General features: G+C 61.7%; 17 protein-coding genes. 8 read left to right on the forward strand and 9 right to left on the reverse strand.

Annotated elements, in window-relative coordinates; translation table 11 throughout:
* Positions 1-25 precede the first annotated feature (25 nt).
* The 3 genes from AB4Y77_RS16150 to AB4Y77_RS16160 are packed head-to-tail and all read left to right on the forward strand — an operon-like array spanning position 26 to position 2853.
* Positions 26-1033 carry an ABC transporter permease gene (locus tag AB4Y77_RS16150; protein WP_442014609.1) on the forward strand — a complete coding sequence of 336 codons (1008 nt, stop codon included), beginning with the start codon at positions 26-28 and terminating at the stop codon, positions 1031-1033.
* Positions 1026-2081, forward strand: a complete 1056-nt coding sequence (locus tag AB4Y77_RS16155) for an iron chelate uptake ABC transporter family permease subunit (protein WP_442014610.1) — start codon at positions 1026-1028, stop codon at positions 2079-2081. Before AB4Y77_RS16150 ends, AB4Y77_RS16155 begins: the two co-directional genes overlap by 8 nt.
* Before the next feature lie 13 nt (positions 2082-2094).
* Positions 2095-2853 (forward strand): iron ABC transporter ATP-binding protein, encoded by a 759-nt coding sequence (locus AB4Y77_RS16160; RefSeq protein ID WP_311212005.1) that lies wholly within the window; start codon positions 2095-2097, stop codon positions 2851-2853.
* A gap of 90 nt (positions 2854-2943) precedes the next feature.
* Here AB4Y77_RS16160 and cycA read toward each other — a convergent pair whose 3' ends face one another.
* The 5 genes from cycA to AB4Y77_RS16185 form a co-directional block, all read right to left on the reverse strand.
* Entirely contained in the window at positions 2944-4404 is a 1461-nt protein-coding gene (gene cycA / locus AB4Y77_RS16165; RefSeq protein ID WP_442014611.1) for a D-serine/D-alanine/glycine transporter, read from the reverse strand.
* A 169-nt stretch (positions 4405-4573) separates the two neighbouring features.
* Complete coding sequence (locus AB4Y77_RS16170) at positions 4574-5335, reverse strand: ABC transporter permease (RefSeq protein ID WP_311212006.1); 762 nt, start codon at positions 5333-5335, stop codon at positions 4574-4576.
* Entirely contained in the window at positions 5332-6129 is a 798-nt protein-coding gene (locus AB4Y77_RS16175; protein ID WP_311212007.1) for an ABC transporter ATP-binding protein, read from the reverse strand. The genes AB4Y77_RS16170 and AB4Y77_RS16175 overlap by 4 nt, the downstream gene beginning before the upstream one ends.
* Complete coding sequence (locus tag AB4Y77_RS16180; protein WP_311212008.1) at positions 6126-6491, reverse strand: DUF1048 domain-containing protein; 366 nt, start codon at positions 6489-6491, stop codon at positions 6126-6128. The genes AB4Y77_RS16175 and AB4Y77_RS16180 overlap by 4 nt, the downstream gene beginning before the upstream one ends.
* 1 nt (position 6492) lies before the next feature.
* Positions 6493-6822, reverse strand: coding sequence for a PadR family transcriptional regulator (locus tag AB4Y77_RS16185; RefSeq protein WP_311212009.1), 330 nt, complete (start codon positions 6820-6822; stop codon positions 6493-6495).
* 140 nt (positions 6823-6962) lie between these two features.
* Between AB4Y77_RS16185 and AB4Y77_RS16190 the strand changes: the two genes are divergently transcribed.
* The 4 genes from AB4Y77_RS16190 to AB4Y77_RS16205 all read left to right on the forward strand — a co-directional run bounded on the left by AB4Y77_RS16190 (position 6963) and on the right by AB4Y77_RS16205 (position 10737).
* Positions 6963-7433, forward strand: a complete 471-nt coding sequence (locus AB4Y77_RS16190) for a GNAT family N-acetyltransferase (RefSeq protein WP_442014660.1) — start codon at positions 6963-6965, stop codon at positions 7431-7433.
* Between the two features lie 192 nt (positions 7434-7625).
* On the forward strand, positions 7626-8984 hold the full coding sequence (locus AB4Y77_RS16195) for an HNH endonuclease (RefSeq protein ID WP_442014661.1): 1359 nt from the start codon (positions 7626-7628) through the stop codon (positions 8982-8984).
* 27 nt (positions 8985-9011) lie between these two features.
* Positions 9012-9452, forward strand: a complete 441-nt coding sequence (locus tag AB4Y77_RS16200; protein ID WP_311212011.1) for a MarR family winged helix-turn-helix transcriptional regulator — start codon at positions 9012-9014, stop codon at positions 9450-9452.
* Between the two features lie 46 nt (positions 9453-9498).
* The gene (locus AB4Y77_RS16205; RefSeq protein ID WP_442014612.1) at positions 9499-10737 is read left to right on the forward strand and encodes an MFS transporter; all 1239 of its coding nucleotides are present in this window, start codon (positions 9499-9501) and stop codon (positions 10735-10737) included.
* Positions 10738-10808: 71 nt separating this feature from the next.
* On the opposite strand, the gene AB4Y77_RS16210 is transcribed toward AB4Y77_RS16205, so the two are convergent.
* From AB4Y77_RS16210 to rraA, 3 genes are all read right to left on the reverse strand, one after another.
* Entirely contained in the window at positions 10809-12278 is a 1470-nt protein-coding gene (locus AB4Y77_RS16210; RefSeq protein ID WP_442014613.1) for a sugar porter family MFS transporter, read from the reverse strand.
* Positions 12279-12656: 378 nt separating this feature from the next.
* The gene (locus AB4Y77_RS16215; protein ID WP_442014614.1) at positions 12657-14309 is read right to left on the reverse strand and encodes an MDR family MFS transporter; all 1653 of its coding nucleotides are present in this window, start codon (positions 14307-14309) and stop codon (positions 12657-12659) included.
* Positions 14310-14442: 133 nt separating this feature from the next.
* Positions 14443-14916, reverse strand: coding sequence for a ribonuclease E activity regulator RraA (gene rraA / locus AB4Y77_RS16220; RefSeq protein WP_442014615.1), 474 nt, complete (start codon positions 14914-14916; stop codon positions 14443-14445).
* Between the two features lie 157 nt (positions 14917-15073).
* Here rraA and AB4Y77_RS16225 point away from each other — a divergent pair, with 157 nt between their 5' ends.
* Positions 15074-16399, forward strand: a complete 1326-nt coding sequence (locus tag AB4Y77_RS16225; RefSeq protein ID WP_442014616.1) for an MFS transporter — start codon at positions 15074-15076, stop codon at positions 16397-16399.
* Between the two features lie 2 nt (positions 16400-16401).
* On the opposite strand, the gene AB4Y77_RS16230 is transcribed toward AB4Y77_RS16225, so the two are convergent.
* Positions 16402-17709 carry an FG-GAP repeat domain-containing protein gene (locus AB4Y77_RS16230; RefSeq protein ID WP_442014617.1) on the reverse strand — a complete coding sequence of 436 codons (1308 nt, stop codon included), beginning with the start codon at positions 17707-17709 and terminating at the stop codon, positions 16402-16404.
* Positions 17710-17826: the final 117 nt, after the last annotated feature.

Here is a 17826-nt window from a genome sequence, read left to right on the forward strand (position 1 = left end):
AGCGCTCATTATCTGACGTCCCGTCATGACAACTACAGCCGTGCGCCCCACGGCAGCAGCAAGCCGCAATCGGACTGGCGAAACCGCCCGTCTGGTTGCGGCTGCCGCCGTTTTGCTGGTGATCGCCGTGGGCAGCATTTTTGTGGGCGTCAGCGACGTTTCGCTGCCCGCCTTGATGGCGAACGACGCCGGTGCCTGGGAAATCTTCTGGGTCTCCCGGGTACCACGCACCGTGGCTGTGGTCCTGGCCGGAATGGCAGTGGCGGTGGCCGGGTTGATCATGCAGCTCATGGCCCGGAACCGCTTTGTGGAGCCGTCCACCGTGGGCACCGTGGAGTCGGCCACCCTGGGCATCCTGGTAGTCACTGTGCTGGCTCCGGACTCTCCGATTCTCACCAAAATGCTGGTGGCTTCTGTGTTCGCCGTGCTGGGCACAGCCCTGTTCCTGGCCATTCTTCGCAGGCTCCCCGCCCGCAACACCCTGCTGATTCCGCTGGTAGGCATCATGCTGGGCGGCATCATTGCTGCCGTCACCACGTTCTTCGCCTACCGCTTCGATCTCCTCCAGACCCTGAGCAACTGGATGATCGGCGACTTCTCCGGCGTGCTCCGCGGGCGGTATGAACTGCTGTGGATCGTGGCTGTCCTGGTGTTGGTGGGCCTCTTTGCTGCTGATCGCTTCACTGTGGCGGGCATGGGGCAGGACTTCACCACCAACCTCGGCCTGAACTACGCGCGCACCATGCGGCTGGGGCTGATGATCGTCTCGCTGATCTCCGCTGTGGTTGTCACCACCGTGGGTGCCGTGCCGTTCCTCGGCCTGGTTGTTCCGAACATCGTTTCTTTATTGTTCGGCGACAACCTCCGCCGGGCTGTTCCGTGGACCGCTCTTTTTGGGGCGGCTTTCGTGCTGGTCTGCGACATCATTGGCCGGACCATCCGGTTCCCCTACGAAGTGCCGGTCGGCATGGTCATGTCCGTGCTGGGCGCCATCCTGTTCCTCTTCCTGCTTTTGAGGAAACGCAATGCCTGAAACTCCCGTGACGCCTGCGCCCCTGACGACGTCCTCCGATCCCGTTTCCGGCCGGACCCGCTCGTTCACGCCGGCCCACTGGCGCGACGCCATCCGCAGCACCCCGCCGGGACTGGTGATCGCCCTGTTGGCGATTGCCGCCGTCGTGCTTGTTGCCGTTTTCCTGACCATCGACCTCAAAGGCAACATCGCCTACATCCTGCCGCGGCGGGCCATCAAGGTCTCGGCAATGCTGCTGGTGGCCGTGGCGGTGGGTGTTTCCACTCTGTTGTTCCAGACTGTCACGGCCAACCGGATCCTGACTCCCTCCATCATGGGCTTCGATTCGCTGTACATCCTGGTGCAGACCGCGCTGGCGTTCGCAGCCGGTGCGGCGACGCTGGCCACGGCGCCGTCCACGCTCAAGTTCGGGCTGGAGATCCTGCTGATGGTGGGGTTCAGTGCGTTCCTGTATCGGTGGATGTTCACCGGAGCCACGCGATCGCTGCATTTGCTCTTGCTGGTGGGGATCGTGCTGGGGACGTTGTTCCGTGGCTTTTCCTCGCTGCTGCAGCGGCTGATGGAACCCAGCGAATTTATCATCCTCCAAGACCTGTTCTTCGCCAGTTTCAACAATGTGGATCCCGGCCTGCTGGGTGTTTCTGCGGTGCTGATCGCCTTGGTGTGCGTCGGGGTGTGGCGGATGCGGCACACGCTGGACGTGCTGGCGCTGGGCCGGGAAGTGGCCATCAACGTGGGCGTCGACCACAAGCGCGTGGTGATGCGGGTGCTCCTCGCGTGCTCGCTGCTGGTGGCGATTTCCACCGCCTTGGTTGGGCCGGTGACGTTCTTCGGGCTCCTGGTGGTCAGCCTCGGCTATCAGCTCTGCCGTGGATTCCGGCATGCTTGGCTGCTGCCGATAGTGGTCCTGATTGGCGCCATCGCCTTGGTAGGTGGCCAGTTGCTGCTGGAACGCGTGTTCGGTTTCGCCACTGCCCTGAGCGTCATCATCGAGTTCACCGGCGGCATCCTCTTCCTGTACCTGTTGCTGAAAGGCTCACTGAAATGATTGGGGCCCATCCATGATTACCGTCCGGAACGTGACCAAGCGCTACGGCGGCACCACTGTACTGGACGACGTCACTTGCGAGATCCCTCGCGGCGGCATCACCTCCATCATCGGTCCCAACGGCGCGGGCAAGTCCACGCTGCTGTCGCTGATCAGCCGCCTCCAGCCCATGGACGGCGGGGGAGTGTCGGTGGCTGGCTTGGATGTCACAGCGACGCCCAGCAAGGAACTGGCCAAGACCATGGCCATCCTGCGGCAGGAAAACCACCTGACCATGCGGCTCACGGTCCGCGACCTCGTGGCTTTTGGCCGCTTCCCACACAGCGGCGGCCGGCCCACGGTGGAGGATCTTGAGCATGTGGACGAAGCCATCCGGCAGTTGGATCTGACCTCCATGGCTGACAAGTTCGTGGATGAGCTCTCCGGCGGTCAGCGTCAGCGCGCGTACATCGCGATGGTCCTGGCGCAGGACACCGAATATTTGCTGCTCGATGAACCGCTCAACAATCTGGACATGAAGCACTCCGTGGAAATGATGCGGCTGCTGCGGCGTTTGGCCGACGAGCTAGGAAAGACGATCGTCCTGGTGGTCCACGACATCAACTTCGCGTCCTGCTACTCGGACACCATTCTGGCCATGAAAAACGGCCGGCTCATCCATCAGGGCACGCCCTCGGACATCATGCGCGCCGGGATGCTGCACGACGTTTACGACATCGACATCCGCATCGAGGAAATCGACGGCAACCGTATCGGAGTGTACTTCGCCTGAGGCTTTGCTGTCCCTGCACCGGAAGAGCCCGACGTCGGCACCCAAGTTGGGTTCCGACGTCGGGCTCTGATTGTTATCGCGTGTTAAGAGTCAGCGCGCTGCCGCGGTTTCGGCCTCGGACATGGCTTTCCATTCGGCCACGCGGGCCTGGTGGAGGGGCGTCCTGCGGACCACAGCGTAGGCGACGCCGAGAATGGCGAACCAGATGGGCGTCACCAACAGGGCGGTGAGCGTGTCCGGCTGCGTGGTCAGCGCCCAGACGAGGAACGCGAAGAAGGCGAAGACAACCCACACCATCGGGATGCCGCCGGGCATCTTGAACGGCGAGGCCGCGTGCTGCTCGGGGCGGCGTTTGCGGTACACGAGGTAGCTGGCCAGGATGATCGACCACACGAACATGAAGCAGACGGCGGACACGGTGGTCACCATGTCGAACGCGACCCCCACGTCCTTGCCCGCGTAGAGAAGCGCGACGCCGGCCAGCAGCAGGACGCAGGAGAGGAACAGGGCGTTCTGGGGTACTTTACGGCTGGAGAGCCGGCCGAAGAGCTTCGGGGCGTCGCCGTCATTGGCCAGGCCGTAGACCATGCGCGACGTCGAGTAGATGCCCGAGTTGGCCGATGACATGGCCGAGGTGAGCACTACGAGGTTGACCACGGTGGCTGCCATTCCCAAACCGGCGAGGGAGAACATGGCGATGAACGGGCTCTGACCGGCCTTGAACTCGGTCCACGGGGTGACGGACATGAGGATGATGAGGGCGCCTACGTAGAAGAGCATGACGCGCAGGGGGATGGCATTGATGGCGCGGGGGAGGTTGTGCTCCGGGTTCTTGGTTTCGGCTGCTGCAGTGCCAACAAGCTCGATGCCGACGAAGGCGAAGACGGCGATCTGGAAACCGGCCACGAAGCCCATGAATTCCTTGGGGAAGAAACCGCCGTGGCTCCAGAGATTGGTGAAGCTCGCAGTTCCTGCGTTGGACTGGAAGCCCGTGAAGATCATGACCAAGCCAACGACGATCAGCGCCACGATGGCGACGATCTTGATGAGGGCGAACCAGAATTCGGTCTCGCCGAACGCCTTGACTGTAGGCAGGTTGAGGAGCAACAAGATGATGATGGTGGCGATGTCCGGGATCCAGAGTTGGACTCCCGGCCAGAGTTCGTTGGCGTAGCCCGCGATCGCGATGACGTCTGCCACGCCGGTGACTACCCAGCAGAACCAGTAGGTCCAGCCGGTGAAGAAGCCGGCCCAAGGGCCCAGGAGGTCGCCTGCGAAGTCACTGAATGATTTGTAGTTCAGGTTGGACAGCAGCAGCTGACCCATGGCGCGCATGACGAAGAAGAGCATGAAGCCGATGATCATGTACACAAAGATCACGGAGGGGCCGGCAACGGAAATGGTTTTGCCGGAGCCCATGAAAAGTCCGGTTCCGATGGCGCCGCCGATGGCCAGGAGCTGGATATGGCGGTTGCTGAGCGAGCGTGACAGGTGGGGCTCGCTGTCCCTGCTGGAGGCGCGGAGCTGCCCCTGTGTTGTCTGATCGGACATTAGTTCAAGAACCCTTCGAAGGACCCGCCACAATAGTGACGGCCGTTACAAATGTGTTCGATAAAGCTATAGCCAATGTCTGACAAATGGCGAATCGGTCTGTATGGCGAAAGCTCCCACCCTGACGGAGGGGGAGCTTAGGCCTTGGTTTGACGCTGTTTTCAGTGGTTCAGGCGATCTGGCGCTTGTAGGCTGCGGTGGCGAAGGCGTAGGAGACGATGAGGATCCCCAGGCACCACGCCAGAGCAACCCAGATGTCGCTGCCCACCGGACGCTGCGCGAACAGATCCTGGATGGTGTTCACAATGGAGGTGACCGGTTGGTTCTCTGCGAACCAGCGGACCGGACCGGGCATGGTTTCCGTCGGGACGAAGGCTGAGCTGATGAATGGAAGGAAGATCAGCGGGTAGGAGAACCCGCCGGCACCGTCCACTGACTTTGCCGAGAGGCCCGCGATGATGGCGATCCAGGTGAGCGCCAAGGTGAACAAAGCGAGGATGCCTGCGATGGCCAGCCAGTCAAGCACGTTGGCCGACGTTCGGAACCCCATGAGGAGCGCCACCAGCACAATGATCACCAGCGAAAGTCCGTTGGCCACCAAGGACGTCAGGACATGTGCCCAGAGAACCGAGGAACGCGCGATCGGCATGGACTGGAACCGTTCAAAGATGCCGCTCTGCATATCCGTGAACAACCGGACCGCCGTGTAGGCGATGCCCGAAGCGATGGCGATCAGCATGATGCCCGGGAGCAGGTAGTTGACGTAGTTTTCAGCGCCGGTCTTGATGGCGCCGCCAAAAACGTAGACGAACAACAGCATGAGGGCGATCGGGGTGATCGCGGTGGTGATGATGGTGTCAACGCTGCGGAAGATGTGCCGCATGGAACGGCCCAGCAGCACAGACGTGTCCGCGAAGAAATGGGTGTTCATGACCTGTCCTTTACCGACTCGTTGCTGACCTTTTGGGCGCCGGTGCCGGTGCCCACCAGCGCCAGGAAGATGTCCTCCAGGCTCGGTTGCTTCTCGACGTATTCAATCTTGGCCGGGGGCAGCAGCTGTTTCAGTTCTGCCAGCGTGCCGTTGGCGATGATGCGGCCCTCATGGAGGATGGCAATCCGGTCTGCCAGTTGCTCGGCTTCATCGAGGTACTGCGTCGTCAGCAGGACCGTGGTCCCTTGATGGGCGAGGTTCTTGACGATCTGCCACACCTCAAGCCGGGCCTCCGGATCAAGGCCGGTGGTCGGCTCGTCCAGGAAGATCACCTTTGGATTGCCGATCAGGCTCATGGCGATGTCCAGCCGGCGACGCATGCCGCCTGAGTATGTCGCCACCTTGCGGGACCCTGCCTCCGTGAGGCTGAATTGCGCCAGCAACTCATCGGCGATCTGTCCCGGGTTCTTCAAGTGCCGGAGCTTCGCCACGAGGATCAGGTTCTCCTTGCCGGACAGGACCTCATCCACTGCGGCGAACTGGCCCGTGAGGCTGATGGACTGCCTCACCTGGAGCGACTCCGTCGCAACATCAAAGCCCTCGACGGCGGCCTGCCCGCCATCCGCTTTGAGCAGCGTGGACAGGATCTTCACTATGGTGGTCTTGCCGGCACCATTGGATCCGAGGAGGGCAAAGATGCTGCCGGCCGCTACCTCGAAGTCCACTCCGCGGAGCACATGGAGGTCTTTGTATGACTTCTCGATGCCCTCTACCCGGATTGCTGCAGCGGTCATGATTCCGCCTCCTTCGCTTTATCGATTGCCTTGATGAGGCGCTCGCGTTCCTTATCGATCCAGCGCTTTCCGCCGTATGCCTGGGCAAAGGCCTCTGCGAACTCGACGGGATCATCGCCGACGATCTCAGTCACGGGCGTGCCGTCGATGGCGGCGCGGTCCCAGAGATCTGCGAAATCCGTCAGCATCTGAACCATGGTGTCCCCCTCAGTGACGCCGCCGTAGTACATGAGGTAGCGGTTGAAGGCGGTGGCTACGGTCAGGTAGGGCTCGGGCAGGGAATCCAGCCGCGCCTTGGCTTGCTTGTATTGCTTCTTCTGCTCGAGTGATCCGGTGACCAGTTCGATCCATTTTGCTGCCATGTTATTTTCCTTCCTTGCGGAGCTCTTCAATCCGACCGGACAGGAAGCTCCAGGTGTTCCAGAATTCGTTCAGTTCTTTGTGGCCCTGCGCGTTGAGCGTGTACACCTTGCGAGGTGGCCCTTTTTCGGACGGTCGCTTTTCAACGTCCACCAGCCCCTTTTGCTCGATCCTGACCAGCAGCGCATACACGGTGCCCTCAGCGATCTCGGCGAAGCCCTGCTCCCGGAGCGACGTGGTGATCTCGTATCCATACGCTGCCTTTCCGGTCAGGAGAGCCAGCACAATGCCCTCCAATGTGCCTTTGAGCATCTCCGTCATCTGCTTGCCCATTGGACACCTCCTCCACTACTCAGTATTACTAGCTACCACTACATAGTAGAACTAAGTACCGGTACTTAGCAACACTAGGTTCCGACGCAGAATGGCATGCTGGGGTGGTGACTGCAGAATTTGGTACCGCACCAACTTTGATGACCGCCGCCGTCGGGCCTGGAATCTTCAGCCTTCGACGCGCCACCAAAGCCGACCTGCCGCGGATCCTCGCGCTGCTCGCAGATGACCAACTGGGTGCCACCCGCGAAGATGCCGGCGATTTAGCGCCGTATGAGCAGGCTTTTGACGCGATCGACGCCGACCCGGCCCACCTCCTGGTGGTGGGTGAGCTCGCCGGCGATGTGGTGGCCACGTTCCAACTCAGCTACCTTCCGGGGCTGTCCCGCAAGGGTTCCTGGCGTGCCCAGATCGAGGCAGTTCGGGTATCGGAGGTGCTGCGCGGCCACGGTGTTGGGGCGCTCATGATCCAGTGGGCTGTTGAGCAGGCAAGGGAGCGGGGCTGCTCCCTGGTGCAGCTCACCACCGATAAATCCCGTACGGCCGCGCACCGTTTCTACGAGCGGCTGGGGTTCGTCGCGAGCCATGAGGGCATGAAGCTGACGCTCTGAGCCGGGACCCGCTGCGGGGTAGTTCGGCCTGCGTTTTCCACATAGGCAGCTTCCGGCCTTACGGGGCCGTTGGCTCGCTGGAAGAGTTGGGCCATGGAGAAGATTCGGGAGCGGCAAGCGATTGATTCGGACTCACATGCCCTGCTGATGGCGCCTCAGCCTGACGGCTCCGCGCCCAGCCTCTCCGCTCTCATGGGGCTGCTGAGGGCCCTTTGCCTTGGGTCGACCTGTGGTGAGCTGATTGATCAGCTGCGCGGTTTGGAGGATCTGAAGTCGGCTATCGCAGGCGTCCAGGCGCGGGCGGCCGTAGCCTTCGATCTCGCGCAGCGCCGTGAGCAAGCGTCGGTTGGCATTCCCGTATCCGAGCAAGGGCAGGGCTCGGGGGCGCAGATCGCCTTGGCGCGTCGCGAATCACCAAGCCGCGGCTCGCGTCTCCTCGGGCTGGCCAAAGCGTTGGTGACGGAGATGCCGCGCACCATGGCTGCGTTGGAATCCGGGCAGCTCAATGAATGGCGCGCCACCTTGCTCGTGAAAGAGACGGCATGCCTCTCCTTGGAGGATCGGCGCGCCGTGGACGAGGAACTCGCACCTGACGCCGGCACCTTCGATGGTGTCGGCGACAAAGCCATCATCGCCGCAGCGAAAGCCGCCGCCTATCGTCGCGATCCCCGCACCGTTGCCCAGCGCGCCAGTCACGCTGCCACGGAGCGGAACGTCAGCCTGCGCCCCGCGCCGGACGCCATGACGTACCTGACCGCCCTGCTTCCTGTCGCCCAAGGGGTTGCCGTGTATGCCGCCCTCACCCGGAAGGCGGACTCTGTGCGGTCCGCTGGCGAATCACGGAACAGGGGCCAAATGATGGCGGATACCCTCGTTGAACGCATTACCGGCAGGCGCGGCGGAATAAGTGGTGTCGACCTTGAGGTCATCATGACTGACCGCACGCTGTTCCAAGGGGACAGTGAGCCGGCTCGTCTCAAGGGCTACGGAATCGTCCCGGCGGCATGGGCGAGAGCCTTGGTTGGCGCCGGAGGGGCTGCCTTGGACGAGTCTCGTGAAAGGAGGCAGGTGGCGACGGGCGGTAGTCCGTCGCCAACGAAGGATCCGGAGTTCACCGTGTGGCTTCGCCGCCTCTACACAGCGCCGTCAACGGGGGAGCTCATCACCATGGACTCGAAGGCGCGACTCTTCCCGCCGAGGTCAAGGCGTTTCATCGAAGTCCGGGACGATACTTGCCGCACGCCCTACTGCGACGCGCCCATTAGGCATATCGATCACATCATCCCGTGGCAATCAGGTGGCGCCACCACCGTGACCAACAGTGCAGGACTCTGCGAAGCCTGCAATCACACCAAGGAAAACCCTGGCTGGGTGGCGCAGCAGTTGCCTGGCGACGTCCACACCTTGGAAATCAGCACGCCAACAGGGCATAGCTACCGATCATCAGCGCCGCCCCTCCCCGGGCATGGTCGATCAGCTGTTTCACCGGCCGAGGTAGCCGGGGCCGGGCAGAAGACTTTGGCTCAGGCGGACCAGCGTATTGACTATTAGGTTACCTAACTATTAGGATACCTAAATATGAGCACCTTTGATCCCCGGTTACTTGATCTCGCGCAGGAGTTTCGCGAGTCACTGCGTCTCGGCGTGTACATGTTCCGTCGCCTTGATCCTGAAGGTGACCTTACCGCCGCGCAGCTCAGCCTGCTGTCCATGGTCTCCGACGACGGCTTTCGCGTGGGCGACATCGCCAAGAACCTGGGCATCAAAGTCCCCAGCGCTACTGAGCAAATCATCAAGCTCGAGCGAGCCGGCCTGGTTACCCGCCAGCAGGATCCCGACGATTCCCGAGCAGTCCAGGTGGTCATCACCGAAGCCGGGACGTCCGCCGTCGAGTCTGCCAATCAGCGGCGCAACGCGATGGTGGCCGAACTCCTTCAGGGCCTCAGCAGCGACGAAATCGGGCAGCTCGCCGCGGCACTGCCCGTGATCGCCAAACTAAACAGCTCATTCCAGAACTAAAAAATCCAGCACAACCAGAAAACCAGCACCGACAAGGAGCCATTGAATGTCACGCCAGTTGGCTGACGCTTCAGCAAGCGCCGAAACAACCCTCGAAACCACGCTGGAGGCTGAAAAAGCTTCCTTCCTCAAGCAGCCAAAGGCCGTCTGGGCCACCGCCCTCGCCGCCGTTTTCGCCTTCATGGGCATCGGCCTGGTGGACCCCATCCTGCCCGCAATTGCCAAGAACCTTGAGGCGTCCACCAGTGAAGTGTCGTTGCTGTTCACCAGCTACTTCCTGGTGACAGCCATCGCCATGTTGATCAGTGGCTTCGTGTCGTCAAGGATCGGTGGAAAGAAAACGCTGCTGATCGGCCTTGCCATCATCGTGGTGTTCGCATCGTTGTCCGGGCTTTCCGGCAGTGTTGAACAATTGGTCGGGTTCCGCGCCGGTTGGGGCCTCGGCAATGCGCTGTTCGTTGCGACAGCCCTTGCCGTGATCGTCGGCGTGGCCAGCGGTGGAACCGGCACGGCCATCATTCTTTACGAAGCAGCCCTGGGCCTGGGCATTTCGCTCGGCCCACTCTTAGGCGCCCTCCTTGGCGGGTGGCAGTGGCGAGCCCCGTTCTTTGGTACCGCTGTCCTCATGGCTGCAGCCTTTGTCGCCCTTCTGGCTCTCCTTCCGAAAACGCCCGCCCCGGCAAAGAAATCCCGCTTGCGTGACCCGCTCCTGGCGTTGGGCCACAAGGGACTCCGCACCACTGCAGCCAGTGCGCTCTTCTACAACTATGGGTTCTTCACGATTCTTGCGTTCACGCCCTTCATCCTGGGCATGGACGCTTACGGAATCGGGGGAGTGTTCTTTGGGTGGGGTGTCGCCGTTGCCGTGTTCTCAGTATTCGTCGCTCCCGTTCTGCAGAAGCGCTTCGGCGCAGTGAAGGTCCTGACTGGCACGCTGGCTGTCCTCATGCTTGACCTGGTGGGGCTGGGACTGGCCGCGGGGCACTCAGTGGCTGCCGTCGTCGTGCTTGTCATCGTGGCAGGTGCCCTGCTGGGCGTCAACAACACGGTTTACACGGAACTGGCCATGGGCGTATCTGATTCGCCGCGTCCTGTTGCTTCAGCGGGCTACAACTTTGTGCGCTGGATGGGCGGTGCGCTGGCTCCGTTCGCGGCGGCGCAACTCGGCGAGCGCTTCGGACCGCAGGTTCCGTTCTTTGCCGGCGCGGTTGCCATGGTGATCGCGATCGTCATCTCCGTCAGTGGCCGTGGGTACCTGACCTCGCATGAGCCACACCTCGTGTAGTCCGCACGGATAAACAGCGAGCCCCGCGGTGATCCGCGGGGCTCGCTGTGCATGTTGCCGGTGTCGCGTGCTTACTTGGGTTCGTCGGAAGCTACCGGCAACGGCGCCACCGGCGCTCCCTTGGGAACGAACAACGTTTCGGCCTGCTCAAGGGACATACCGTTGGTCTCCGGAACCTTGAACATCACAAAGAAGAACGACGCCGCCGCGAAAGCCGCGTACATGGCGTACGTCAGTGGCAGCGAACCTGCTGCCATGATGGGGAAGCTGAGTGTGATGGCGAAGTTTGCGATCCACTGCGCGGCGGCAGCAAGGCCCAGGGCGCGGGCGCGGATCCGGGACGGGAAGATCTCGCCCAGTAGTACCCACACGAGCGGACCCCAGGAGGCGCCGAAGCTGATCACGAATACGTTGGCGGCAACCAGGGCAACAGGGCCCCACGCGCCGGGGAGAGTGATCTCCGAGCCGGACCCGGTTGCCGAAGAGAAGGCCAGCGCCATGACGCCCAGGGAAACAGCCATGCCGATGGAACCGGTGAGCAGGATGGGTCGACGTCCAATGCGGTCCACCAAAGCGATAGCCACAAGGGTCACCAGGATGTTGGTCACGGACGTGGCGACGGAGATCGTGAGGGAGTCCTTTTCCTGGAACCCGACGGCCTTCCACAGCGTGGTGGAGTAGTAGAAGATGACATTGATGCCGACGAACTGCTGCAGCACGGACAAGATGATGCCAATCCACACTACTGGCAGCAGGCCGAACCTGTTGCCGCGCAGGGAGCCCTTCTTGGTGGAGAGCTGTTCCTGCTGGATGGATTCGCGGATCTCGCGGATGTGCCGCTCAATGTCTTCGCCGGGGATGAGCTTGTTGAAGATGGTTCGCGCTTGGTCTTCTTTGCCGCTGAGCACCAGGAAGTGAGGGGACTCGGGTAAGCGGAAGGCGATCCAGCCGTACACGGCTGCCGGAACGGCGCAGGCGATAAACATCCAACGCCAAGCCTCGATACCAAGCCATAACGTGCCCCCGGCGCCGCCTGCCGAGTTGGCCAGAACTGCGTCAGAGAGCAGTGCGGCGAAGATGCCTGTGGTGATGGCGAGCTGCTGAAGCGAAGCCAAGCGCCCACGCACGTGGCGGGGCGAAATCTCGGAGATATAGGCGGGAGCAATGACCGAGGCGAGGCCGATGCCCAGACCGCCGACGAGCCGCCAGAAGATCAGGTCCCACACGCTGAAGGCAAGGCCTGTGCCGATGGCGCTCACAAGGAACAGCAGAGCGCCGATCTTCATGGCGGGGATGCGTCCGTAGCGGTCCGCAATCTTGCCGGCAAAATAGGCGCCGGCGGCACAGCCTAACAACGCAACCGCAACGGCGAAGCCGGTCAATGCCTCGCTCATGACGAACTCGTCCGCCATCGCGTCCACGGCGCCGTTGACCACGGAGGAATCGAAGCCGAAGAGGAAGCCACCCACCGCGCCGGCGACGGCCAGGCCGATCACTTTCCGCGAAACTGGGGGCGCGCCTTCGGTGCTGGAACTGGACATGGGTCTCCCTTGGGGAATGGTGTTGTGGGAGCGATGTGCGGGACGTCGTCGGCTGTTCCGACGGGGACGCCGGTGCACTCGCGCTACACAGTGTGGCACGTCATATCGCCCGAGTTCCAGTCAAGTGACAGACGTGACATGCATTCACGTTGTGAACGCATGGGTGTCTATTTTGGTGCCTGTGAGCTCGCTGGGCGGCGCCTCCGTGTGAGCTGTACTGGGAAGAGAGTGTTTTTGCTGCGGAAGGCCGGACCCTTGCCAAAACCTATTGAACACACCGGCACTGTCCGGAGCAGCTTGGTTATACAACGAAAGGCAGCCCGAGGGCTGCCTTTCGTTCTACTCAGCGTCCGGAAGATGCTGAGGTGATCCATATTGTTAGTGCGCCGGCACCGATTCCTTGGCTGCGGCCTTCGGGTCGGTGAGTTTCTTGTTGGGCAACGCGAAACTGATCAGGAAGGCGATGAGCATGAGCCCGGCTGCCGTCAGCATGACGATGTCGATCGCCTGGGCAAAGCCCTCGGTGATAGGCCTGGTCAGCGTGCTGTTGGCTGAGTGGAGCCAACTGGTGTCGTTCAAGGACTCATTGTTGGCGCCGTTATTGAAGAAGTCGAACAGCTTGGCGTTGGCGGGGTCCGATGCCACGGCCGGGTCCTTCATGAGTGCTTGGTAGTCCGGGCTGGAAGCGGCAGTCTTCATGCCGTCGGCGATCTTGTCGGCCGCGACGCTGAACAGCATGGAGATGAACACCGCGGTGCCTACCGCGCCACCCATCGAACGGAAGAAGGCGGCCGTGGATGTGCCCACGCCCATGTCCTTCGGCGGAACGGACACTTGCATTGCGAGGGTGAGCGGCTGCATGCAGAAGCCCAGTCCGACGCCGAAGAACACAGCGATCAGACCCGGGACCCACAACCCGGTATCGACGCCGAGTACCAAACCCATCACGGTGGCAGCGCCGGCAAGGATGGCTGTGCCCATGATCGGGAAGATCCTGTAGACGCCGGACGACGAGATGGTGCGGCCGGCCGAAATGGAACCGAACAGGATGCCAACGGTAAACGTGATCATCATCAGGCCAGCCTCGGTGGGTGTGAGGCCCTTTACCAACTGCAAGTACATCGGCAGCATGGCGATGGCGCCGAACATGCCGATGCCGATGATGAAGTTCAGCAGCGATGACAGACCGAACGTCATGTTCTTGAAGAGACGCAGAGGAATGAGCGCGTAGTCACCTGCTCGCTTCTCGGCGAGCAGGAACGCCACGATGCCTATGACGCCGAGGCCGTAGCAGAGCCAGGAGGCGCCCGATGCCCAACCCCACACGCGACCCTGTTCTGCTACCAGCAGCAGCGGAACAATGGCCAGCGTGATGGCAGCAGCACCCCAGTAGTCGATCTTCTGCTTCACGTGCCTGGCTGGCAGATGAAGGTACATGAAGACCACCACAAGAGCGGCCAGCCCAATGGGCAAGTTGATGAAGAAGACCCAACGCCAGCCGTCAAAGCCCAGAATGTTGGACGTGCCGGCGAAGGCTCCACCGATCACCGGGCCCAGTACGGAGGAAATGCCAAAGACGGACATGAAATAGCCCTGATATTTGGCCCTGTCCTTCAACGCCACGATGTCGCCAATAATGGTGAGTGCCAAGGCCAGCAGGCCACCGGCACCAAGGCCTTGGATGCCGCGGGCAATCGCCAGTTCGGTCATGGAGTGGACGGAGCCCGCGTACAGCGAGCCGGCCAGGAAGATCACGATGGCCACGAGGTACAGCGGACGACGGCCGAAGATGTCGCTGAGCTTTCCATACAGGGGCGTGCTCACCGTTGAAGTGATGAGGTATGCGGTGGTGGCCCAGGCCTGAAGCGAGAGGCCGTCGAGATCGTTGGCGATGGTGTAGATGGACGTGGACACAATGGTCTGGTCCAACGAGGACAGGAACATGCCGAGCATGAGTCCCACCATGACCGTGAGTGTCTGACGATGGGTCAGAACCTCACCGGCGGCCCGAACGGGCGTGGTTTTGGACATATCTTCTCCAGAGGTGGCAGAAAAGTGGATTAAGCAGGATAGTTGCTTTCAGTAACTATCTTACTGCCAGGTTGATTCCCGCTGGGAGAATATTTCTTCCACTTTCCGTCTAAGTCGGGCCCAAACTGAGGATTCAGCGCTCGATCAGGATGCCGTCCGGGTCGCAGTAGATCATCACGCCGGGTTGGATGCGGACGCGATCGATCACCAACTCGACGTCCACTTCGCCAACTCCCGTCTTGGCGCTTTTCTTTGGGTTGCTCCCGAGGGCCTTGACGCCAAGGGGCAGGCGGGCGATGGCCTCCCGGTCCCTGATGGCTCCGTTGATGACCACACCGGACCAGCCGTTGGCCACAGCGCTGGCAGCAATCAGGTCTCCCATGAGTGCTGTCCGCAGAGATGCTTGGCCATCGATGACCAGAACAGCGCCCTCTCCGGGCGTGTTGAGGACCGTCTTCACCAGCGCATTGTCTTCAAAGCACCGGATAGTGCGGACTGGCCCGCTGAAGTGGGTGTGCCCACCCAGGTTGTGGAACTGGACGGCTATCGACTCCAGTTCCTCGCCGCGCTCGTCGTAGAGATCGGCCGTATTTACTTGCTCGCTCACAGTGCTTCTCCTCAATCGCTGTGAGGCCACACTAACGCTCGCGAGGGGGCTAAGGCAGCGCTTGCAGCGGCCTATGTGGACAAAGGGCTCTACGGCCGTTCAGTGCCGCTTCGCCGCGCTAGGCTGAATCCAAACATTCAATGAGGGGGAACCTGCCATGAGCCTGTCCGACCTGCCGGGTCCGGTGCCGGATCCTGCCATCGTCCGCGGCGGAACAACCACGGCGCTTGCCGAACCTGTTCTTCCAGTTCGGCCGATATGGGTCTCAGGAGTGGTGCTGGTCAACCTGGGCATCAACGCTGCCTTCTTTGGACCCCTCCAAGTACTGCTGGGTCAGCAGGCAGCCCACTTTGATGACGGCCAGAAGGAAGCGATCCTGGCGTTGGTCACCGGCTGTGGTGCCGCCGTTTCCATGGTGGCCAACCCCCTGTTCGGCGCTTTCAGCGACCGCACAACCTCACGGTTCGGGCGGCGTGTTCCCTGGGTGCTCATGGGTGCCATCCTTGGAGCTGCGGCTTTGGTCGCCTTGGCAGGCGCTCCCAACGTTGCCGTCATGACCGTGTTGTGGTGCCTTGTACAGGCTGGAGCCAACGCGATGTACGCCGCCATCACTGCCGCTGTCCCGGACCGCGTGCCGGTGCCCCAGCGCGGCACGGTCGGAGGCTTGGCGGCCATGGGACAAACCGTGGGCATCCTCGTCGGCGCGGTGATCGCCGCCGTTGTGGCGGGTAACTTCGCCGCTGGTTACTGGGTGTGCGCCGCAGCGCTGCTGGCCGGCGTCGTGCTTTATCTTTTCAAGAGCGATGATCAGCCGCTGCCCCCACGTGAACGGACGCCGTTCACATGGGTGGGGCTCCTTCTTGGAGTGATTGAGTTCGTTCAAGGTTTTTGGGTTTCGCCCAAACGCTACCCGGACTTTGCGTGGGCTTGGCTGACCCGGCTTTTGGTCAGTACAGGCAACCACATGGTGACGTTGTACCTGCTCTTCTTCCTCAGCGATGCCGTGCACCTGGAGGAAACCGAGGGCATCAAGCCGGAGTTCGGCGTTCTCATTCTGACCGGCCTGTATGCCGTTACTGTGATCATCACCAGCGTTCTTGGCGGGCGTTTGAGCGACAGGATGGGTAAGCGGAAGCCGTTGGTCATCGCTTCTTCCGTCATCATTGCTGTGGCGTCATTGATTCTTGCATTTGCCCCCACGTGGATCGGCGGACTTGCCGGTGCACTGGTGCTGGGAATCGGATTCGGCGCCTACCTCGCCGTGGACTTCGCGTTGATCACCCAGGTCCTGCCCACAGCGCTGGACCGCGGCCGGGACCTGGGCATCATCAACATCGCGAACTCGCTGCCCCAGGTTGTAGCGCCACTGATCGCGTTCCCGTTTGTCGCGTACTGGGGCGGCTACGTCTCGCTGTACGTCGCCGCCGCCGTCATTGGGCTCTTGGGAGCGGTGTTCGTGGTGAAGATCAAGAGCGTTGACTAGGCCTAGAAAACGGCGGTAAAGCCACCCCATCCCCAGCCGACGACGGAGGACCCTTTCCAGCCACCGGCCCCGTTCCCGTAGTACATGTGCATTCGGCCGGAATAGTCGATCCCATAAACGTCCTGATGACCGTCTGCGTTGAAATCGCCGGCAGCGCCAACTCTGGCCATGACCTGCCACCCAACACCGATGACCTGGCGTTGGTCGATGGTGGAGCCATTCAGTCGGTAGCTGTAAAGCAGCCCAGAAGGTGTTCGCCCCATCAGGTCTTCGACGCCGTCGCCGTTGAAGTCGCCGGCCGGAAAGACTGTGTTGAACATGTTCCAGCCGGTTCCTACCGGGTGCCCGCCGTAGGTCAGGCCCCCGCCGCTGTAACTGGCGAAGTGCCAGAGAGTTCCGTTGGCGTCGCGGCCGTAGATGCCGCTATGACCACCGTCCATGTTCGTGCTGGTTGCCGCAAAAATAGTGTTGAAGACGTTCCAGCCAGTGCCGATTTGCCGCTGCTGGAGCCAGCCGCCTTGGCCGTTTCCCGGGTATATTAACAGGCGGCCCGCGGCGTCCCTGGCCACGACATCGTTCTTACCATCGCGGTCAAGATCGCCTGCCTTGAAGATGGACGTCATCTCAGACCATCCCTGCCCGATCGCACGTGGCGCCGACCACCCGCCCTGGGCTGATGTGGGATACATGCTAAGGATGCCGGACCGGTCGCGGGCCAAGACATCCGTTGTTCCATCGCCGTCGAGACCACTGGACCAGTGGGAATCCTTGATATTTTCCTTCCATTCGCTGGTTACAAGCCGCAAAGTGTCCCAGCCGGAGGAAACAGTGACCTCAGCGGCGACGTAGTGCTCGGAGTAGCCGTGGGCTTGGTCCTGCGGGGTTGGACGATACGTCGCACCGCCCGGGCGCTCCGCATAGGGAGGTCCCACCCACCGGTACTTGACAACTGGACTTGCCCCGGACGGAACAGCCACTTCGGTGAGGTTGAAGTCAGTTCGGAGAATAGAGCCAACGGCTCCTTCGCCCAGTACTTTCGGGCGTCGTGGCTGAATGATGGGCCCCACCGCTTTTGAAACAATCGCTGTGGGCAGGTAGCCGGGCGCATACACCACCGCTCTGAAGGAAATCAGTGAGCCAACGTCAAAGGAGGAAAAGTCATACTCGTAGGTCTTTCTTTCGTGGTCCACGCCATCCCGCACCCACTGATAGTCGGCATGTGATATTCCCCCTTCCCACGAGCCAAGGTTGGCTTTCGCCCAAATACCGGTTTCGGGGGAACCCTCAACGTAGGCGGGGGTCAGGTTCACATTTGGCTGAAGTCTCAGGGCCGGGTTGCTGACGTCAAAAGCAGCTTGAGGGAAGTCATCCGTTGCCGGTGAGCTCGCTCCAAATTTCTTTGGCCGTATGGTGGCGTTTGAACCGTC

It is taken from the genome of Paenarthrobacter sp. YAF11_1 (assembly GCF_052113445.1).
In the GTDB taxonomy this organism is placed as follows: domain Bacteria; phylum Actinomycetota; class Actinomycetes; order Actinomycetales; family Micrococcaceae; genus Arthrobacter.

Coding starts and splice junctions, on each gene's coding strand:
- AB4Y77_RS16150 (WP_442014609.1), top strand. CDS start 26: ATGACAACTACAGCCGTGCGCCCCACGGCAGCAGCAAGCCGCAATCGG.
- AB4Y77_RS16155 (WP_442014610.1), top strand. CDS start 1,026: ATGCCTGAAACTCCCGTGACGCCTGCGCCCCTGACGACGTCCTCCGAT.
- AB4Y77_RS16160 (WP_311212005.1), top strand. CDS start 2,095: ATGATTACCGTCCGGAACGTGACCAAGCGCTACGGCGGCACCACTGTA.
- cycA (WP_442014611.1), bottom strand. CDS start 4,404: ATGTCCGATCAGACAACACAGGGGCAGCTCCGCGCCTCCAGCAGGGAC.
- AB4Y77_RS16170 (WP_311212006.1), bottom strand. CDS start 5,335: ATGAACACCCATTTCTTCGCGGACACGTCTGTGCTGCTGGGCCGTTCC.
- AB4Y77_RS16175 (WP_311212007.1), bottom strand. CDS start 6,129: ATGACCGCTGCAGCAATCCGGGTAGAGGGCATCGAGAAGTCATACAAA.
- AB4Y77_RS16180 (WP_311212008.1), bottom strand. CDS start 6,491: ATGGCAGCAAAATGGATCGAACTGGTCACCGGATCACTCGAGCAGAAG.
- AB4Y77_RS16185 (WP_311212009.1), bottom strand. CDS start 6,822: ATGGGCAAGCAGATGACGGAGATGCTCAAAGGCACATTGGAGGGCATT.
- AB4Y77_RS16190 (WP_442014660.1), top strand. CDS start 6,963: ATGACCGCCGCCGTCGGGCCTGGAATCTTCAGCCTTCGACGCGCCACC.
- AB4Y77_RS16195 (WP_442014661.1), top strand. CDS start 7,626: ATGGGGCTGCTGAGGGCCCTTTGCCTTGGGTCGACCTGTGGTGAGCTG.
- AB4Y77_RS16200 (WP_311212011.1), top strand. CDS start 9,012: ATGAGCACCTTTGATCCCCGGTTACTTGATCTCGCGCAGGAGTTTCGC.
- AB4Y77_RS16205 (WP_442014612.1), top strand. CDS start 9,499: ATGTCACGCCAGTTGGCTGACGCTTCAGCAAGCGCCGAAACAACCCTC.
- AB4Y77_RS16210 (WP_442014613.1), bottom strand. CDS start 12,278: ATGTCCAGTTCCAGCACCGAAGGCGCGCCCCCAGTTTCGCGGAAAGTG.
- AB4Y77_RS16215 (WP_442014614.1), bottom strand. CDS start 14,309: ATGTCCAAAACCACGCCCGTTCGGGCCGCCGGTGAGGTTCTGACCCAT.
- AB4Y77_RS16225 (WP_442014616.1), top strand. CDS start 15,074: ATGAGCCTGTCCGACCTGCCGGGTCCGGTGCCGGATCCTGCCATCGTC.